The sequence below is a fragment of the Kibdelosporangium phytohabitans genome (genome assembly GCF_001302585.1).
GTDB classification, from domain to species: Bacteria; Actinomycetota; Actinomycetes; order Mycobacteriales; family Pseudonocardiaceae; genus Kibdelosporangium; species Kibdelosporangium phytohabitans.
Map to the genome: position 1 here is coordinate 2,594,486 of NZ_CP012752.1, position 16,949 is coordinate 2,611,434.

Genomic DNA, 16,949 nt, shown 5'->3' on the forward strand with positions numbered 1-16,949 from the left:
TGCCCCGGGAGTGGCTCTCGCCTCAGCCCACGGGCGAGAGCCACTTCCGGCTTCTATTCTCTTCCCATGCTCCCGAACATCATCGTCGCGCCGATGGCAGGTGGCCCGTCCACACCGGAACTCGTCGCGGGGGCGGTGAACGCGGGGGCGTACGGCTTCCTCGCCGCGGGGTACGTCACCCCGGCCGCGCTGGCCGCGCAGATCGCCGGGACCAGGAAGCTGACCGCCGGAGCGTTCGGCGTCAACGTCTTCGTGCCGGGTGAGAAGTCCACAGTGGATCTCGATGGCTATGCCGAGAAGCTGCGGTCCGACTACGGCATCGAACCGGGCGACCCGGCGTGGACCGACGACGAGTACCCGGCCAAGCTCGATGTGCTGGTCGATGACCCGGTCGACACGGTCTCCTTCACGTTCGGCCTTCCCTCGGCCGCCGACGTCGAGCGCCTGCGCGCGGTGGGCAGCAAGATCGTGATCACCGTGACCAGCCCGGCCGAGGCCCGCCTGGCCGCGCGGCTGCGGCCGGACGCGTTGTGCGTGCAGGGTTTCGAGGCAGGCGCGCACCGCGGCATCTTCGTCGACGACGGGTCGCCCGCGGGCGCGCCCGCCTACGGCCTGCTGGCCGCGTTGCGACTGGTCGGCGCTGCCGTGGACCTGCCGCTGATCGCGGCCGGTGGCCTCGTGCACGGCGCGGACATCGCTGCCGTGCTGACCGCCGGGGCTGTGGCCGCGCAGCTGGGGACCGCGTTCCTGCGTTGCCCGGAGGCCGGAACCCAGCCGCTGCACCGGCAGGCCCTCAGCGAGACCAGGGAAACGGCGGTCACCAGGGCGTTCAGCGGGCGCCCGGCCCGTGCGCTGGTCAACCGGTTCCTCACGGGCAACACCGAACTGGCGCCCGCGGCGTACCCCCAGGTCAACAGCTTGACCAAGCCGATCCGCGCGGCCGCGGCGAAGTCCGCCGACCCGGAGGCGATGTCGTTGTACGCGGGCCAGGCGTACTCCCAGGCCCCGCAGGGACCCGTCGCCGACGTGGTCGCGCAGCTGGACGCCCAGTTGCGCGCCGCGCTCAAATCCGCCGGGTCAGCACTTGACCGGGCCACTCCTTGACCATGAACGTCTCGGACTTCACGTAACCGTTGCGCTCGTAGTAGCCCACGAGTTCGCCGTCCTCACCGCGGTAGCAGTCGACACGCACCAGCGACACGCCACGCTCACGTGCCACGGACACCGCCTTGTCCAGCAGCTGTGAGCCGATCTTCTTGCCCGCGTGCCGCCGCGAGGTCAGCAGCAGCCGCACGTAGACCTCGGGCTCGCCGGCCGGTGGGATGTGCGGGTCGGGCTTGTCGCTGACGATCAGGACACCGACCGGTTCACCGTCGAGTTCGGCGACCCACAGGTCACCTTCGGCGAGGATGCCCCGCATCCGCTCGAGCCGCGCCGGGTTGGCCGACCACGGCAGCGTGCCCCACTGCTCGGTGTTGCCGCGGGAGACCATCCAGGCGACGGCCTCGTCGCCCAAGGCCATGATCGAGTCGAGGTCGCTGCCGTCACCTGGGCGAATTCGCATGCGTCCTGTCTACCGCACCGACCAGAATGGTTCTCGTGATCAACGAGCTCGCCGACGAACTGCTGGCGGTCGTCGCCGAGGAGGATCCGCTCAACGACTTCCTCGACCGGACCGACACCGGTGCCGTCCTGCCCGATCCGGCGGAGGAGGCGCAGTTCGCGCTGGCGCGACGGGCGCAGGCGATCGCTGAGCGCGCTCGTGCCCTCGAACCGGGCGTCACGCGGGGCGTGCTGCTGCAGCAGGCGGACGCGCTGGTCACCCGTGTCGAGTCACGTTTGGTCGAGCACACCATGTGGGATTTCGTCGTCTCGCCGATCGCCAAGGTCTTCGCCGGCAGCGTCGCGGGTGACCCGGACCGGCTGGCCGCACTGCCGCGGTACCTGGCCGCGTCGGCGCGCCGGCACGTGGACGGTGCCGCGTCCGGGCGTCTTCCCGTTGGCAGACGGGCGAAAGCCGCGGTCGGCCGGATCGACGCCTTCCTCGCCGAGCCCAGCGAGTTGCGCACGGACGATCCCGCCGTCCTGCGTGCGTTCGCCGACTACCGAGACGTGCTGGCCGGCCTTCCAGGACGCCCTGACGAGCGATCCGGCCTGTGCTGGTTGCCCGACGGCGATGCCATCTACGCGCGACTGGCGAGGATGCACACGACCACCGCGCACACGCCGCGGCAGCTGCATCAGACCGGCCTTGACGCGATGGCACGGCTGGACCGCGAGTTCGAGGAGATCGGCAAGGCACCCGCGGCCCGCATCCGCGAACGGATCCGCGCGGATCCGTCCATGCGGTACCGCAGCGAGGACGAGGTCCTCGCCATCCCGCGTGCGGCCATCGCGCGGGCCTGGGAGATCGCGCCGAAGTACTTCAGCCTCTTGCCCGACGCGCCATGCGCTGTCGAACCCACACCCGCCGAGCGAGCGCCCGGCCAGTCCGTCGCGGCTTACTCCCCGGCGCGAGCCGTCTACTACGCCAACACCTACCGCTGGCAGGAGCGGGACAGGTGTATCGCCGAGGCGAACGCGTTCCACGAGGGCGTGCCGGGGCACCACTTCCAGATCAGCGTCGCCAAGGGCCTCACCGGGGTGCCGAGGCTGCGCAAGGTCGCGTGGATCAACGCCTACCTCGAAGGCTGGAGCCTGTACTGCGAACGGCTGGCCGACGAGCTGGGGCTCTACTCCGGCGACGAGGCCAGGATCGGGATGCTCGTGCTGGAGTCCGTACGGGCCGCGCGCCTGGTCGTCGACACGGGGCTGCACGCCTTCGGCTGGCCGAGGCAGCGGGTGGTGGACTACTTGCGGGAGCACACGGCGATGAACGAAGTCGAGGTCCAGCAGGAGACCGACCGCTACATCGAGCTGCCAGGCCAGGGATTGTCGTACCTGTGTGGCAGGTTGGAGTTCGACCGGATCAGGGCGGCGGCCGCGGCGGACCCGGCGTTCGAGCTGCGCGCCTTCCATGATCTGGTGTTGGGTACAGGGCCGGTGCCGATGGACGTGCTGGCAGACGTGGTGACGGGGGAGTTGTGACCCAGATCGAGAAGATCGCCGACGAGGTGCTCCAGCTGCTGATCGAGGAGGACCCGCTCGGCGAGATGATCCAGGGCCTGCCAGGTGTGGACAGCAGGCTGAGCGATCTCGGCGAGGCGGCGCAGGCGGCCCTGCGGACCCGCGCGCTGGACGCCGCCCGCCGCGCCAAGGCATGCGAGGAGGGCGTCGACGGCGACTGGGTCACCCGTGCCGTGGTGATCGACCAGGCCGAGGCGATCGCCGCGCGTGTGCAGTCCCGGCTGGTCGAGACCGAGGTGGCGGACATGATGGTCAGCCCGATCGCCCGGCTGCACGGCATGTTGCCGATGGTCCGGCCGAAGGACGAGGAAGCCGAGCGCAACTACTTCACCCGTCTCGCGGCCATCCCGGAGTACCTGGCCACGGCCGCCGAGCGGCACCGCGGCGGGATCGCAGGCGGACGGCCCCCGGTCGGGTCCCGCGTCGCGTACGCGCTCACCCACCTGGAGAACTACCTCGCCAACCCGGCGGACGACCCGCTGCGGCAGGTCCCGGTGACCAACACGACCGAGCGGGACCGGCTGCTGGACGTGCTCGTCCGGCCCGCGTTCGACCGGTACCGCGTGGCGCTGGCCGAAGATGTCGCGCCGCACGGCAGGCCGGACGACAAGCCCGGTCTGTGCTGGCTGCCCGGCGGCGAACTGACGTACGCGTCGCTGGCGCGTGTGCACACCACGACCGACCGGACGCCGGAAGACCTGCACCAGACCGGCCTGGCGCTGATCGAGGCGCTGGCGGAGGAGTACCTGGAGATCGGCGGCCGGGTCTTCGGCGTCAAGACGGTCGCCGAGGTGCACCACAAGCTGCGCACCGACCCCGCGTTGAAGTGGAACAGCGCGGAGGAGTTGCTGGCCGGTGCCCGTGCGGCGATGGACCGCGCCGAGGCCGCTGCGCCGGACTGGTTCGGGCTGATGCCTTCGCACGCCTGCCTGCTCGAACGCACAGCTGCCTCCGTCGAGCAGAACGAGGCGAGCGCGTACTACCACCCGCCCGCGCTGGACGGCAGCAAACCGGGTGTGTACTTCGCGAACACCTACCGGGCGACCGAGCGCGACCGGTACGTCGCGGAGGCCACCGCGTTCCACGAAGCCGTTCCCGGGCACCACTTCCAGTGCACGATCGCGCAGGAGCTCAGCCTGCCGACGCTGCGCCGGTGCGCGGCGATCAACGCGTACGCCGAAGGCTGGGGCCTGTACTGCGAGCGCCTGGCCGACGAGATGGGCCTGTACTCCGACGACGTGGCGCGCCTGGGCATGCTCGCGCAGGACTCGGTGCGAGCCGCGCGACTGGTGGTGGACACCGGGCTGCACGCGCTCGGCTGGTCCCGCCAGCAGACCGTGGACTACCTGCGTGAGAACACCGTCATGTCCGATGTCGAGATCCAGAGCGAGACCGACCGCTACATCGGCATGCCCGGCCAGGCGCTGTCGTACATGGTCGGCCGTCTGGAGATCCAGCGCCTGCGGGCACGGGCGCAGGGCGAACTGGGCTCCGCGTTCGACATCAAGGGATTCCACGACCTCGTCCTCGGAGCCGGGCCGGTGCCGATGGCGACGCTGGACCGGATCGTGGCGGAATGGACCGAGGCGGCCAAGTGACAGATCCCATCGACGGTGTCGCCGACCGGCTGCTGGACCTGATCGGCGCGGAGGATCCGCTGGAAGCCAGCCTCAGCGGCATCCCGGGGCACGACCACGAGTTGCGGGACCTGAGCCAGGAAGCGGACGCGCAGTTGCGCGACCGTGCGGTGCGCGTCGCCGCGGAGGCCGAACTGGCGCCCGCGGGCGTCACCCGCAGCGTGATCCTGCAGCTGGCGGCCTCCTTGGTGGACAAGCTCAACGCGGGTCTGACCGACCACGTGATCGCGAACTTCTTCACCGCACCGGCGATCCGGCTGGCCACGTACATCCCGCGAGTCGTGCCGACCAGCGAGCAGGCCGAACGGGACTACGTGCGGCGACTGTCGGAAATCCCGCGCTACCTCGTGCAAGCCGCGGACCGCAACCGCGCGGCGATCGCGGACCAGCGATTCCCGGTGGCACGGATGGCGCATGCCGCGATCGAGCACATCGACCGGTATCTCAACCAGAGCCCCGACACGTTCGCGCAACCGTCCCTCACCGACGGTCTGCGCGTGGAACGCGACCGTGTGCTGCGCGATGCCGTGCGACCGGCTTTCGCGCAGTACCGCGAGATCCTGCGTGACGAGGTGGCACCGCACGCCCGCCCGGACGACAAACCAGGCCTGTGCTGGCTGCCCGATGGCGACGCGGCGTACGACGCGATGGTCAGGGTGCACACGACCACGGCGCGAACGCCTGAACAGTTGCACCGCACAGGATTGGAATTGATCGAGGCGCTGGCGGAGGAGTACGCGTCCATCGGCAGCCGGGTCTTCGGTGTCGGCACGGCGGCCGAGGTGCAGGAGCGCCTGCGAACCGACCACTCCCTGCGGTGGGGCAACGCGGACGAGATCATCACGCACGCCAGGGCGACCATCTCACGTGCCGAAGGCGTCGCGCCCCAATGGTTCGCGCGGCTGCCGGAGAAGCGCTGCCTGGTCGAGAAGGTCCCAGACGCCGAAGCGCCCGGCGCCGCGGGCGCGTACTACACCTCGCCCGCGCTCGACGGCTCCCGCGAAGGCACGTACTGGGCGAACACGTACAAGGCAACCGAACGGGACCGCTACAGCGCCGAGTCGATCGCGTTCCACGAAGCCGTCCCAGGCCACCACTTCCAGATCGCGTTCGCCCAGCAGCTGACAGACCTGCACCTGCTCCGGCGCCTCGCGTCGATCACCGCGTACGCCGAAGGCTGGGCGCTCTACGCGGAACGACTCGCCGACGAGATGGGCCTGTTCTCCGACGACCTGGCCCGCCTCGGCATGCTGGCCGAAGACTCGATGCGAGCGGCCCGGCTCGTGGTCGACACAGGTCTGCACGCCATGGGCTGGACACGTGAGCAAACCGTGGAATACCTGCGCGCCAACACAGTGATGACCGAGGTGGACATCCAGTCCGAAACCGACCGGTACATCGAGGACCCCGGCCAGGCGCTGGCGTACATGGTCGGCCGCCTGGAATTCCAACGCGTCCGCGGCCACGCCGAGCAGGAACTCGGTGACCGCTTCGACATCAAGGAGTTCCACGACCTCGTGCTGAGTGGTGGCGCGCTTCCGATGCCAGTGCTGGATGAGGTCGTCACAGACTGGATCACTCGGGTTGCGACGAATTCGCCTGCTTAGCCCGGGTGGAGGTCCGTCTGTGCTTGCTTGGAGTCTTGCGGTTGGGTGACCAATCGCTTGAGGCGTTGAGCAGGGCGGTCGGCTTTTCGTTGGCGGGGCCCTGGTTGACTTGGACAGGGTTCCGCCTGAGGCGGTCTTTGCTGGTGCGGCTTTGTGTGGCACGCGGTGGGCTGGTCTGTGTTGCGGCGGTGCCGTTCTTTCGCCCTGTGTCAAGACCTTGGGCTGTGGGTGGTGCATTTCCGGCATGTCGGGCGCCTTTGGGGGTGTCATGTCCGGTGCGGCTCGGTCCTTGCACGGAACAAGATTTCCCCTCGCCGGGGCTGACCTCTGGGCAGGAGGCTTGTTTGGTGTTCTTCCTGTCTTGTGCTCTGGATCTTGGGGTGTTTCGGGCAGGAGCACCCCCGAAGCCCATTTCTGCGCTGGCGCGCTCGCCGATCGTGGATTGGCCTTCGCCTTGCGCGCGAGGCGGTCGTGGTCTGGCCTTCGGCTTGCGTGCGAGCCGCTAGGGGCCTGCTTTACGCCTTCTGCGCGAGCCGGTCGTGGCCTAGCCTGTGCGTGGCTGCTGCGGTTTGGTCTGCACTTTGTGCGCGAGCCGCCGGGAGCTAGTTGTTGCCCTTGCGTGCAGACCCGGCGCCTACCTAAGCCACGGTGCGCGATGACCACACGTCAAAAGAACTTTTGAGGCCCCGCCCTTACACCTGTGCAAACAGTCCCCCACCCAACCCGGGGGGCGACCCCGCTCCAGTCTATCGGGAACTGGGCTGGTCAAGGGGGTTGTCGGTGAATTGTGGACAACTTGTTTCGCCGATGGTCCCTTCGGTGTGACGGTGGCGGGTAGTTCTCATTGTGGTGGCGGGCTTTCCTGGAACGTGACGCGGTAGCCAAGTGCTTGCATCATGCCTGTCAGCATCGCTCGGGTGTTTCCACGTGCGCGTTCGCCCAGCCCTGATCGTTGGGCGGCTTCGCTGATCTTCTGTTCGGCGGCGACGTAGAACTGTTGTTGTTGCGGTGGTTCCACGAGTGCGCCGATGGTGTCTATCAGGCCGCGTTCCTGGCTGAACACGTAGCTGCGTTTGTTGTCCAGGTTCGGCTTCGCCAGTTGTGGTGCGGGCAGCGTCAGCTGGACCGAGGTTCGGTCTTCCGACACCGCTATGTTTCCGTCCGCGAGTTTGCCGAAGTCGATGAACGCGTCCACTGATCCCGCCGCGACGAACAGTGTCCGTTCACCCGCTATCGACGACGGTACCCATGCCACGTCTTTTTCTATGTCCACCACGACTTGGTAGTCGCCCGCTGCCGCGTGGTACTGGCTGAGGTCGCGGACCGCTTGCAGTACAGCGGGTTGTGATCTGTCTATTGTGGATGTACCGAGCTTCGGCAGCAGGCCTATGACCTGCAGTGCCGCCGCGACCACCAGTAGACCCGCCACGCCGAGGGCGACAGGCTTGAGCCAACGCGTCTTCACAGGTAACCACCTCTCCCTGGTGGGGTACCCATTCCGGGGAGATGGATGCTGCTCTGTTCGGACCAGCTATGGCGTGGTGAACACGATCTTTCCCGCCGTCTCCCCGTCGAGCATCGCCTTGAAGCCCTCTTCTGCCCTGGTCAGCGGCAGTTCGTTGCCGATCTTGGGCCGTACGCCGGTGACGTCGCAGTACTTCAGCAGATCGGCGAGTTCGTCCCTGGTCCCCATCGTCGAGCCGATCACGCTCAACTGCAGGAAGAACACCCTGGCCAGTTCGGCGTTGGCGTCGGCCCCGCTGGTCGAGCCCGAGACCACGATCACACCTCCGGGCTTCAGCGACTTCACCGAGTGTGACCAGGTGGCCTTTCCGACCGTCTCGAACACGCCGTCCACCCGCTCCGGCAGTCGTGCGCCGGACTCGAACGTGGCGTGCGCGCCCAGCGACTCGGCCAGTGCGCGCTTGTCCTCGGAACGCCCGGTTGCCCAGACGCGGAAGCCCGCCGCGCGGCCGAGCTGGATCAGCGCGGTCGCCACGCCACCCGATGCGCCCTGCACCAGAATCGTCTGGCCTGGTCGCAGCCCCGACTTCACGAACAGCATCCGGTACGCCGTCAGCCACGCCGTGCCCATGCAGGCTGCTTCGGCGAACGACAGGCTCGCCGGTTTGGGCAGCACGTTGCGTGCCGGGACCACCACGGACTCCGCGAACGTGCCCTGGTGCACCTCGGTCAGCAGACTGCGTTTCGGGTCGAGGGTCTCGTCGCCGGACCAGTCCGGCGAGCTGATCACCGAGTGGATCACCACCTCGGTCCCGTCGTCGAGCACACCGGCGCCGTCGCAGCCGAGGACCATCGGGAACTTCTCGGCCTTGATTCCCACGCCGCGCAGCGTCCACAGGTCGTGCATGTTCAGGCTCGCCGCCTTCACCGACACCCGGACCCAGCCGTCCGGGACGTCCGGGTCCGGACGGTCACCGACCGTCAGCGCGGCGAGCGGGTTGTCCGGCTGAGGCGACGCTGCATACACGGCGAACATGCTCAGCAACTTACCGATTACCCCATTCGTGCGCCTGTGGGGTCGGACACGGCGTAGCCTCATCGGTGTGTCGTGGTTGTCCGATTGGTGGAACGCCGTCGAGCTGTGGATCACCCAGCTGCCGTTCCCCGCTCAGTTCGCGATCGTCATCGCGGTGCTGCTGCCGCTGTGCGCGGGTGGGGCGTGGCTGATCGACCGCGTCGTTGATTTCGTCGCGAGCAAAGTCAGCCCGTCGCGGAGCGCGGAACCGGACTGCGATTAGGGTTGGCCCCCATGGGGTCGCGCAAACGCATCACGTTCGCCCTGGTCGGACTGGTCCTCCTGGTGGTGGCCGGCTGGCTGATCCGCGAGGTCGGCTCCGACCCGGCACCCGGCGACAGCGGGCCTGCAGGCACGGCTCCCGCGTCGCAGTCGGCGAAACCGGGTGGCCAGGGCGCCGCTGTTCCCGGCCAGGACTCCGGTCTGCGGGTCACGGCGCTCTCGAAGCTCCCGCAGGAGGCGACGACCACCTGGCGGCTGATCGAGAAAGGCGGCCCGTACCCGTACGACCGGGACGGCGTGGTGTTCGAGAACCGGGAGAAGCGCCTGCCCGCCAAGGCCAGGGAGTACTACCACGAGTACACCGTTCCGACGCCCGGCAGCAGGGACCGCGGTGCCCGCAGGCTCATCTACGGCAAGGAACGTGAGCTCTACTACACCGAGAACCACTACGACTCGTTCGTGCTCGTGGACCCGGGGAAGTGACGATGAAGTACGTGCTGGACGGCAGCGGGATCCGCAGCAAGGCGGCGATGCTGGACGCGCTCGCCAAGGCGATGAGTTTCCCCGACTACTTCGGACACAACCTGGACGCGCTGGCCGACGTGGTCAACGACCTGCCGCCGGGCACGCACACGCTGGTCTGGCACTCGCCGCAGACCCTGCGGAAGGCCGACCCGGCCAACTACGAGGAGTTCGTCGACATCCTCGGCAGCGCCGACCGGCTCACGCTCGTGCTTGAGGCGTGAGCAACGGCCCCAGTCCGGTGCGGCTGGTGACGCCGAGCTTGGTGTACGCGCGGCCGAGGTAGTTGTCCACGGTCCGCACCGACAGGTTCAGCCGGGCCGCGAGCCTGCGGCTGGACTGTCCCTGCGCGGCCAGCAGGGCGACTTCCCGTTCGCGTGGCGTGAGCATCGCGGGCAGACCGGTGGCCGCCAGCATGGGTGTCCGTGCCATGGGCAGGCCTCGCATCAGGTTTGTTGGCGCGTGACGTCGCGGTGGCCGCGCGGGGGTGCGACCCGGCTTCGTGGGCCAGGCGTGCGGCGGTGACCGTCGCTTCGGCGGCGTGCAGGCAACATACCCAGGCGTTCGAACGTGTCCGCGGCGCGGATCAGCCGTTCGACGTCGTTGCCTGCCAAGTGCGCGGGCGGCGTCGGCCAGTGCCGTGCCGACCTCGCAGGTCAATTCGCCCGCCAGCCCGGACAGTCTGATGTAGACCGAACGGGCGTCGCCCAACCGGGCGGCGTCGTACAACGCGAACACCTCCGTGGTCGGCAGGCCGCCGAGCCGGGCCGGTGAGTCCGCCCGCGCCGGCAGCCGAGCCGCCTGGCGGTGGTCACCGGCCAGCGCGCGGGCGCCGGCGAGTTCGGCGAGGCAGGTCGCGGCGAGCCGGAACGTGTCGTAGTTGGGCAGCAGCGCCAGGACTTCTCGCAGCGCGGCACGGCTGATCGCCCAGCGCACGTGGACCCGGTCGCCGGTTTCCCCGGCCGGTGAGCCGGGCACGGTCAGTTCCTCGTACCGGCCGTGGTCCAGCAGGACTTCGGCCAGCAGTTGCTCGGCCGCCCAGCCCGCGCCCGAGTCGTGCGCCGACCGGGCGAGCCGTTGGCCAGTGCGTGGCCGAACCAGTCCTTGGCCTGGTTCGCGGCTTCCAGCAGGATTCTCGGGTCACCGGTCCGGCCGGACTGCAGACGCGGCGCGCCCACGCGCAGCGCGTCGTCCCTGCGGCGCATCGGGGTCGCTGTCATCGCGTCCGCCAGTTGCGCCGCGACGGCACGCGCGCGGGAGGTGGCCATGGCGGACCGGATCACCTCGCCGTACAGCGGTTGCGACAGCCGGGCGACCAGCCTGCGGCCTTCGTTTTCCGTTGCAGCACGCTCAACCGGCTGTCGTTGTCCAGTCGCGGCAACAGGTGTGAGACCGCGCCGAACGGGATCGCCGCGCCCACGGGTCGCAGTGACCCACTCGGTCCTGCGTCCGCCGGATACCAGTCATGCCAACGCTTCCCGGGCGAGTCTCGGCTTGCCGAAACCCGCTGCGCCGACGAGCACCACCCCGCCGCGCTCGGCGGAGTGAGCGCTGACAGCTGCCGGTCGCGTCCCACGAGCGGCCACGGGTCGCCGATCTCCGGTCGTGGTTCGCCCATTGGAGAAACTCCTTGTACGGCAAGGAGAATGACACTCCATGGTAGCGCGGGCGGGAACCGGCGCCCGATCGGTGACGCCGTTGTCGGTCCGGACCAACGATCGTGGGGCGGGTTGTCGCAACCGCACCACCGTCCGGCCGAAGTCTTCCACTCTGGGTAGCAGTGTGAATACTCTGGGAAACTCGCAGTGTTGAAACGTGAATTACCCTCGGGTACGAACACTGGAAGGGCAAACACCTACAAGGAGGCATCGATGAAGCTGGCTCCCCTGCGGCTGGCCACGGTGGCCGCGTTCACCCTCGCACCCCTGCTCGCGCTGGGCGCGACCGCTTCGGCGGCGGTCCAGACCATCAACTACCAGGTCCGTGCCTCGGCACTCGGCCAGACCGCGGAACTCGTGCTCAACCAGGACATCGACTCGACCGCACCGGCGAGTGTCGCCCCCGGAGGCGCCGTGAAGGTGACCATCGACCCGGCACCGAACACCGTCCCGTCGTCGGGTGGCGGCTACCAGATCAGGGAGATCAAGACGATCGCGCTCAAGATGCCGATCCCGGCCAACGCCACGTTCGTCTCGGCGAGCGTGAGCGGCGGATCGGGGCTCGGCTCGGCCGCGCCGGCCATCGGCCGCGAGGGCAACGACGTGGTCCTCAAGGTCGCCGGCCCGCTCAAGGGCGGCGCCGCGTTCGAACTGCCCACGGTGACGCTCAACCTGACCGCGGGCTCGTCCGGCAAGATCGAGTCCAGACTCGGGGGCACCGGCTACGACGCCCCAGGCCTGACCTTCACCGCCGTGATCATCGCGCTGGGCTTCCCGGTCAACGCCGCATCGGTCGCGTACCCGAACCCGAGCCCGGTGCTGACCAGCACGACCATCGGCTGATTCCACGCGTGTGCCGAGGGCCACCCGGCGCGGGGCGGCCCTCGGTGCATTATTGATCCCATGGCTGACGAACTGGTCCACATTGCCGTCGACCGCGGCGTCGCGACCATCACGCTCGACTCCCCGCACAACCGCAACGCCCTGTCCCGGCAGCTGCGGGCCGAACTGCGCGGGCACCTGTCCGCGGCGATCGACGACGACGACGTCCGGGTGATCGTGCTCGACCACACCGGGCCCGTGTTCTGCGCGGGCATGGACCTCAAGGAAGCGGGCGGGGCCGCCGCGGGCGACCAGGGCGTCAACGAGTTCCCCGAGATCCTCGACCAGATCCGCACCGGCCCCAAGCCGGTGGTCGCCAAACTCGCCGGGCCCGCCCGTGCGGGCGGCGTCGGCATCGTCGCGGCCGCGGACATCGCGATCGCCGCGAGCACGGCGACGTTCGCGTTCACCGAGGTCCGCATCGGCGTCGTGCCCGCGGTGATCTCCGTGACCGTGCTGCCCCGGCTGCTGCCACGCGCCGCGCACGAGCTGTTCCTGACCGGTGAGACCTTCGACGCGACCAGGGCCGCGACCATCGGCCTGATCAACTCCGCGGTGCCCGCCGGCGAGCTGGACGCCGAAGTCAAGCGCTACACCGACATGCTGGTCCTCGGCGGGCCCGTCGCGCTGGCCGCGACCAAGGCGCTGCTGCGCTCCGAGCCCGGCGACTTCGCGACCATGCTGAAGCTGTCCGCGGAGTTCTTCGCCAGCGAGGAAGGCCAGGAGGGCATCACCGCGTTCGCGCAGAAGCGCAGGCCTAACTGGGTTCCCGGAGACTGAGCCGGTAGCGCGTGTAAGTGTCCTGATCGGACACCTCGGTGAAGCCGAGCCGGTCCAGCACGGCGATGCTGGGCCGGTTGCCGAACGTCACCCCGGCGTAGACGTCGGTGATGCCGGTGTTCTCCCGCGCCCACATCAGCAGCGCCCGGCCCGCGTTGGTGGCGTAGCCGTTGCCCACCGCCTTCTCGTCGAGCCAGTACCCGAGGCTGTATCGCGGGGGATCGACCGGGGTGAGGACCATCTCGCCGACCAGGTCACCGTCCACCCGGATACCCAGCGCGAACTCGCCGTCGAGCGGGTGGGCGAACCCGGCGCGGATCATCTCGCGGTCCGCGGCCCGCAGTTCCGCGTAGTCCCCGTGCCTGCCGAGGTGGTCACGGTTGTGCTCGACCAGACGCCAGTAGTCCTCGACGTCCGCCATGTCCAGTGTCCGCAACCGCAGCCGCGGATCGGCGGTGACCAGCTCCATGCTTCGAAGCTAGCGCCGTGATCAACGCATTTACGCGCTGTTCAGCCGGTTCGCCCCAGGTCCAGGTTCTGCAGCGCCTCGTCGTAGCGGTGCAGGATCAGCTCGGCGACGTCCGGGTCCGCGCCGAGCGGCTCGGCGATCAGCGCGTCCGGGTCCAGCGCCAGCGCGGCCTCGTAAACCCGGTCGGGCAACAGGCCCGGCGCCAGGAACCACGAGGCCACCGCGATGCGCGACGCCCCGCGCTCGCGCAGCGCGGCGACCGCCGAGGGGACGTCCGGGGTGGCGGAGGCCGCGAAAGCCGCCACCGCACCGGACCATCCTGATTGGACCGACCACCGCCGGGCGATGGCCGCCACGCGGGCGTTGGCACGGGCGTCCGACGAGCCCGCGCCTGCCAGGACCACACCGAGCGACGAGTCGTCGAACGCCGCGCCCGCGGCGGTCAGCCTGCGCAGCGCGGCCGATTCGAGCCACGGCGACGGGCCGAGGACGTCCGACACCGTCACCGACAGCCGGGGATTGCGCAGGCCCGCCTCGTGCACGAGCGCCGGGACGTCCACTTTCGCGTGGTAGGCCCGGCCCAGCAGCAGCGGCACCACGACCACCGGGCCCCGCAGCCCGGCGAGCACGTCGCCGAGCCGGGGAGCCGAGAGGTCCATGAAGGACACACGGGCGTCCATCCCCGGCCGCAGTCCCTTGACCACATCGACCAGCGCGGTGATGGTCGCGGCGGAACGGGGATCGCGGCTGCCGTGGGCCACCGCCACAAGAGGGATCACGTCAACGCTCCGGTCAGGCCGCGCGCCCGCAGCACGGCTCGTTCGATCGGCCGGAACAGCAGCAGGTCGATGCCGATCCCGACGATCAGGATCAGGAAGATCGCGGTCAGCACCTCGGCCATGTCGTTGTAGTTGGAGCCCTCGTTGAGGTACGCGCCCAGCCCGAAGCCCAGGTCGGGGCTCTGCGCGATCAGTTCGGCCGCCATCAGCGACCGCCACGAGAACGCCCAGCCCTGTTTGAGGCCCGCGATGTAGCCGGGCAGCGCCGCGGGCAGCAGGATGAACCTGGCCGCGGCCAGCCTGCCAGCGCCGAGCGTCTTGCCGACCCTTGGCAGGATCGGCGGGATCTGGTCGATCCCGGCCACCAGGCCGTTGGCGATCGACGGGATCGACCCGGCGAGCACCACGAAGTAGATCGACCCGTCGTTGAGGCCGAACCACAGGATCGCGGCGGGCACCCACGCCACCGACGGCAGCGACTGCAACCCGCTCAGCAGCGGGCCGATCGCGGCGCGCACGTGCCGGACCTTGGCCACCAGCAGGCCGAGTGGCGTGGCGATGACGACCGCGGCGAGGAATCCGAGCGCGGCGCGGTGGATGGAGGTCCACAGCACCTCCCAGATCTTGCCGGTGCCGACGAGGTCCTCGAACTTCGACCAGACCGCGAGCGGCGCGGGCAGCTGGAACTCCGGCCAGAAGGCCGCCGCCCACAGCACCTGCCAGATCGCTATCACCACGACCATCGCGACCACCGGTGGCAGTGCCGCACGCAGGACGCGCCGCCAGCGGGGCTCGGTCTGCGTGGTGGTCGGCGTGTCGAGCGCGTCGAGTCCGGCCTCGACCTTCGACAGGTCCTGGACTTCAGGACTTGGCATGGGTGCTGATCACCTCGCGCAGCCGTGCCGTGATCTCCTCGGTCAGCGACCCGTCCGAGTCGTGCTTGGTGGACCATTCCTGCACGACGCGGCCCGGCCGAGACGACAGCAGGACCACGCGCTGCCCGAGCCGCACGGCCTCGCGGACATCGTGCGTGACGAACAGAACCGCGGTGTTGGTCCGCTCGTACACGCGCAGAAGCTCGCCCTGCAACACATCCCGCGTGATCGCGTCCAGCGCTGCGAACGGCTCGTCCATCAGCAACAAGGCGGGCTCGTCCGCGCCCTGCACTCGCTGGGTCGCGGCGAGCGAACGCGCCAGCGCCACACGCTGCCGCATACCGCCGGAAAGCTCGTGCGGGCGCTTGGTCCCGGCGCCGCTCAGCCGCACCAGGTCCAGCAGTTCCGCCACCTTGGTCTGCCGGTCGGCCTTGCCGAACCCGGCGAGCCGCAGCGGCAGGTCGATGTTGCGGGCCGCGGTCAGCCACGGCATCAGCGCGGCTTCCTGGAACATCACCGCCGGCCGGGACGTGTTCAGCACGATCTCGCCCGCGGACGGCGCGTCCAGGCCGGCGACCAGGTTGAGCAGCGTGGACTTGCCGCAGCCGGACGCGCCGAGCAGGCAGACGAACTCGCCCGGCGCGACCGTGAGGTCCACGCCGTCCAGCGCCGCCACGGCCTGCTGCCCGCGGCCGAACACCTTGCTCACCGCCGAGAGTTCCACCGCGGTACCGGACTGCACATGCTCGGAAGTGCTGAGTGTGGCGGTCATTGCCGTGCTCCTACTTCTTGTCCAGTCCGGCGGCGTCCACCGCCGGTTTGCCGGTCGCCTTCAACGCCTCGTTGAGCGCGGCCAGGTCGAGGAAACCCTTCAGGTCGGCGGCGGACTTCACGATCCCCGCCGTGACCGAGTCCTTGGCCAGCTGCGGGAACGTCGACGCGATCGGGTCGGTGGTCAGCTCGATCGCCTTGAACGAGCTGTCGAGCACCGGCTGGCTCAGCGCGTTGCCGGTCAGCTCCTTGAGCGCGTCGTTGACCGTCTTCTTCGCGTCGGCGTCGTTGCCCTTCGCCCACTCGATCGCGTTCACGTGGCCACGCAGGATCGCCTGCACGGTCTGCGGGTACTGCTGCAGGAACTCCTGCCGCACGATGATCACCGTGGTCGGGAAACGACCGTCCGGCCACAGCGACTTCTCGTCGAGCAGCACTTTCGCGCCCGCGTCGAGCACCAGCCGCGACGACCACGGCTCAGGCAGCCACGCGCCGTCCAGTTCGCCCTTGCGGAACGCGTCCAGCGTCTTCGGGTTGTCCAGGTTGGTGATCTTGACGCCGCTCAGGTTCTTTTCTTTGACCAGCTTCTTCAGCGAGACGTCCTGGGTGTTGCCCAGCGACGGCGTCGCGATGTTCTTGCCGGTCAGCTGGTCGACCGAGGTGATCTCCGGCTTGGTGACCAGTTGCGCGCCCGCCGAGACCGCGCCGGAGACCAGCTGGATCGTGCCGTTGGACTTGGTGTACGCGTTGATCGCCGGGCCGGAGCCGATGAAGCCGATGTCGAGCGACTTGCCCAGCAGCGCGTTGACCTCCTCGGGGCCCGCGTTGAAGTTCGTCACCGAGAGCTTCGCCGAACCCAGTTCCTTGGTGTAGAAGTCCTTCTTGTGCCCGATGATCGCGGGCGCGTGCGTGACGTTCGGGAAGTAGCCGAGCCGGACCTCGGCTGGTCCCTGGGCCTGCGCTTGTTTCGGTGCGTTGCCGCTGTCCGCTCGTGAACACCCCGCTGCGAGGGCTAGTGCCGCTGTCGCGGCGGCCAGTAAGCGAAGCGTGCGAGTTGTGCTCACGGTCGTTTCCTCTCAAGC

General features: G+C 69.3%; 19 protein-coding genes. 9 read left to right on the forward strand and 10 right to left on the reverse strand.

The window, feature by feature from the left end; genetic code table 11:
• Window positions 1–66 precede the first annotated feature (66 nt).
• Complete coding sequence (locus AOZ06_RS11845) at window positions 67–1,104, forward strand: NAD(P)H-dependent flavin oxidoreductase (RefSeq protein ID WP_054289482.1); 1,038 nt, start codon at window positions 67–69, stop codon at window positions 1,102–1,104.
• On the opposite strand, the gene AOZ06_RS11850 is transcribed toward AOZ06_RS11845, so the two are convergent.
• Window positions 1,064–1,564, reverse strand: coding sequence for a GNAT family N-acetyltransferase (locus AOZ06_RS11850; protein ID WP_054289483.1), 501 nt, complete (start codon window positions 1,562–1,564; stop codon window positions 1,064–1,066). The two genes, AOZ06_RS11845 and AOZ06_RS11850, sit on opposite strands and share 41 nt — an antisense overlap.
• Window positions 1,565–1,599: 35 nt before the next feature.
• Between AOZ06_RS11850 and AOZ06_RS11855 the strand changes: the two genes are divergently transcribed.
• From AOZ06_RS11855 to AOZ06_RS11865, 3 genes are read left to right on the forward strand one after another with little or no spacing between them, the layout of a single operon-like run.
• A complete protein-coding gene (locus AOZ06_RS11855) occupies window positions 1,600–3,087 on the forward strand; it encodes a DUF885 domain-containing protein (RefSeq protein WP_417999948.1) in 1,488 nt (495 codons plus the stop codon).
• Entirely contained in the window at window positions 3,084–4,724 is a 1,641-nt protein-coding gene (locus AOZ06_RS11860; protein WP_054289485.1) for a DUF885 domain-containing protein, read from the forward strand. Before AOZ06_RS11855 ends, AOZ06_RS11860 begins: the two co-directional genes overlap by 4 nt.
• On the forward strand, window positions 4,721–6,370 hold the full coding sequence (locus AOZ06_RS11865; RefSeq protein WP_236952185.1) for a DUF885 domain-containing protein: 1,650 nt from the start codon (window positions 4,721–4,723) through the stop codon (window positions 6,368–6,370). The genes AOZ06_RS11860 and AOZ06_RS11865 overlap by 4 nt, the downstream gene beginning before the upstream one ends.
• An 841-nt stretch (window positions 6,371–7,211) precedes the next feature.
• Here the strand turns inward: AOZ06_RS11865 and AOZ06_RS11870 are convergent.
• Together AOZ06_RS11870 and AOZ06_RS11875 are read right to left on the reverse strand one after the other, a co-directional pair.
• Entirely contained in the window at window positions 7,212–7,835 is a 624-nt protein-coding gene (locus tag AOZ06_RS11870; protein WP_054289487.1) for a DUF4230 domain-containing protein, read from the reverse strand.
• A gap of 66 nt (window positions 7,836–7,901) precedes the next feature.
• The gene (locus AOZ06_RS11875) at window positions 7,902–8,870 is read right to left on the reverse strand and encodes a zinc-binding dehydrogenase (protein ID WP_054289488.1); all 969 of its coding nucleotides are present in this window, start codon (window positions 8,868–8,870) and stop codon (window positions 7,902–7,904) included.
• Window positions 8,871–8,937: 67 nt separating this feature from the next.
• On the opposite strand from AOZ06_RS11875, the gene AOZ06_RS11880 reads away from it, so the two are divergent.
• From AOZ06_RS11880 to AOZ06_RS11890, 3 genes are read left to right on the forward strand one after another with little or no spacing between them, the layout of a single operon-like run.
• Window positions 8,938–9,132, forward strand: a complete 195-nt coding sequence (locus AOZ06_RS11880) for a hypothetical protein (protein ID WP_054289489.1) — start codon at window positions 8,938–8,940, stop codon at window positions 9,130–9,132.
• Window positions 9,133–9,143: 11 nt separating this feature from the next.
• A complete protein-coding gene (locus tag AOZ06_RS11885) occupies window positions 9,144–9,614 on the forward strand; it encodes a guanyl-specific ribonuclease (RefSeq protein ID WP_054289490.1) in 471 nt (156 codons plus the stop codon).
• A 2-nt stretch (window positions 9,615–9,616) separates the two neighbouring features.
• Window positions 9,617–9,877, forward strand: a complete 261-nt coding sequence (locus AOZ06_RS11890) for a barstar family protein (protein ID WP_054289491.1) — start codon at window positions 9,617–9,619, stop codon at window positions 9,875–9,877.
• Here the strand turns inward: AOZ06_RS11890 and AOZ06_RS58825 are convergent.
• On the reverse strand, window positions 9,855–10,631 hold the full coding sequence (locus tag AOZ06_RS58825; RefSeq protein ID WP_054289492.1) for a helix-turn-helix transcriptional regulator: 777 nt from the start codon (window positions 10,629–10,631) through the stop codon (window positions 9,855–9,857). The genes AOZ06_RS11890 and AOZ06_RS58825 overlap by 23 nt on opposite strands.
• Before the next feature lie 2 nt (window positions 10,632–10,633).
• Window positions 10,634–10,921, reverse strand: a complete 288-nt coding sequence (locus tag AOZ06_RS11900) for a hypothetical protein (protein ID WP_157232980.1) — start codon at window positions 10,919–10,921, stop codon at window positions 10,634–10,636.
• 603 nt (window positions 10,922–11,524) lie between these two features.
• On the opposite strand from AOZ06_RS11900, the gene AOZ06_RS11905 reads away from it, so the two are divergent.
• On the forward strand, window positions 11,525–12,154 hold the full coding sequence (locus AOZ06_RS11905) for a hypothetical protein (protein WP_054289494.1): 630 nt from the start codon (window positions 11,525–11,527) through the stop codon (window positions 12,152–12,154).
• 60 nt (window positions 12,155–12,214) lie between these two features.
• Complete coding sequence (locus tag AOZ06_RS11910; protein WP_054289495.1) at window positions 12,215–12,973, forward strand: enoyl-CoA hydratase-related protein; 759 nt, start codon at window positions 12,215–12,217, stop codon at window positions 12,971–12,973.
• Here the strand turns inward: AOZ06_RS11910 and AOZ06_RS11915 are convergent.
• Genes AOZ06_RS11915 through AOZ06_RS11935 form a run of 5 tightly spaced genes read right to left on the reverse strand, consistent with a single transcriptional unit; the run spans window position 12,951 to window position 16,931 of the window.
• The gene (locus tag AOZ06_RS11915) at window positions 12,951–13,442 is read right to left on the reverse strand and encodes a GNAT family N-acetyltransferase (protein WP_054289496.1); all 492 of its coding nucleotides are present in this window, start codon (window positions 13,440–13,442) and stop codon (window positions 12,951–12,953) included. The genes AOZ06_RS11910 and AOZ06_RS11915 overlap by 23 nt on opposite strands.
• A gap of 41 nt (window positions 13,443–13,483) precedes the next feature.
• Window positions 13,484–14,221, reverse strand: coding sequence for a sirohydrochlorin chelatase (locus AOZ06_RS11920; RefSeq protein WP_236952186.1), 738 nt, complete (start codon window positions 14,219–14,221; stop codon window positions 13,484–13,486).
• Complete coding sequence (locus tag AOZ06_RS11925) at window positions 14,218–15,096, reverse strand: ABC transporter permease (RefSeq protein ID WP_054289497.1); 879 nt, start codon at window positions 15,094–15,096, stop codon at window positions 14,218–14,220. The genes AOZ06_RS11920 and AOZ06_RS11925 overlap by 4 nt, the downstream gene beginning before the upstream one ends.
• Entirely contained in the window at window positions 15,083–15,868 is a 786-nt protein-coding gene (locus tag AOZ06_RS11930) for an ABC transporter ATP-binding protein (RefSeq protein ID WP_054289498.1), read from the reverse strand. The genes AOZ06_RS11925 and AOZ06_RS11930 overlap by 14 nt, the downstream gene beginning before the upstream one ends.
• A gap of 10 nt (window positions 15,869–15,878) precedes the next feature.
• Window positions 15,879–16,931, reverse strand: a complete 1,053-nt coding sequence (locus AOZ06_RS11935; protein WP_054289499.1) for an ABC transporter substrate-binding protein — start codon at window positions 16,929–16,931, stop codon at window positions 15,879–15,881.
• Between the last annotated feature and the right edge of the window lie 18 nt (window positions 16,932–16,949).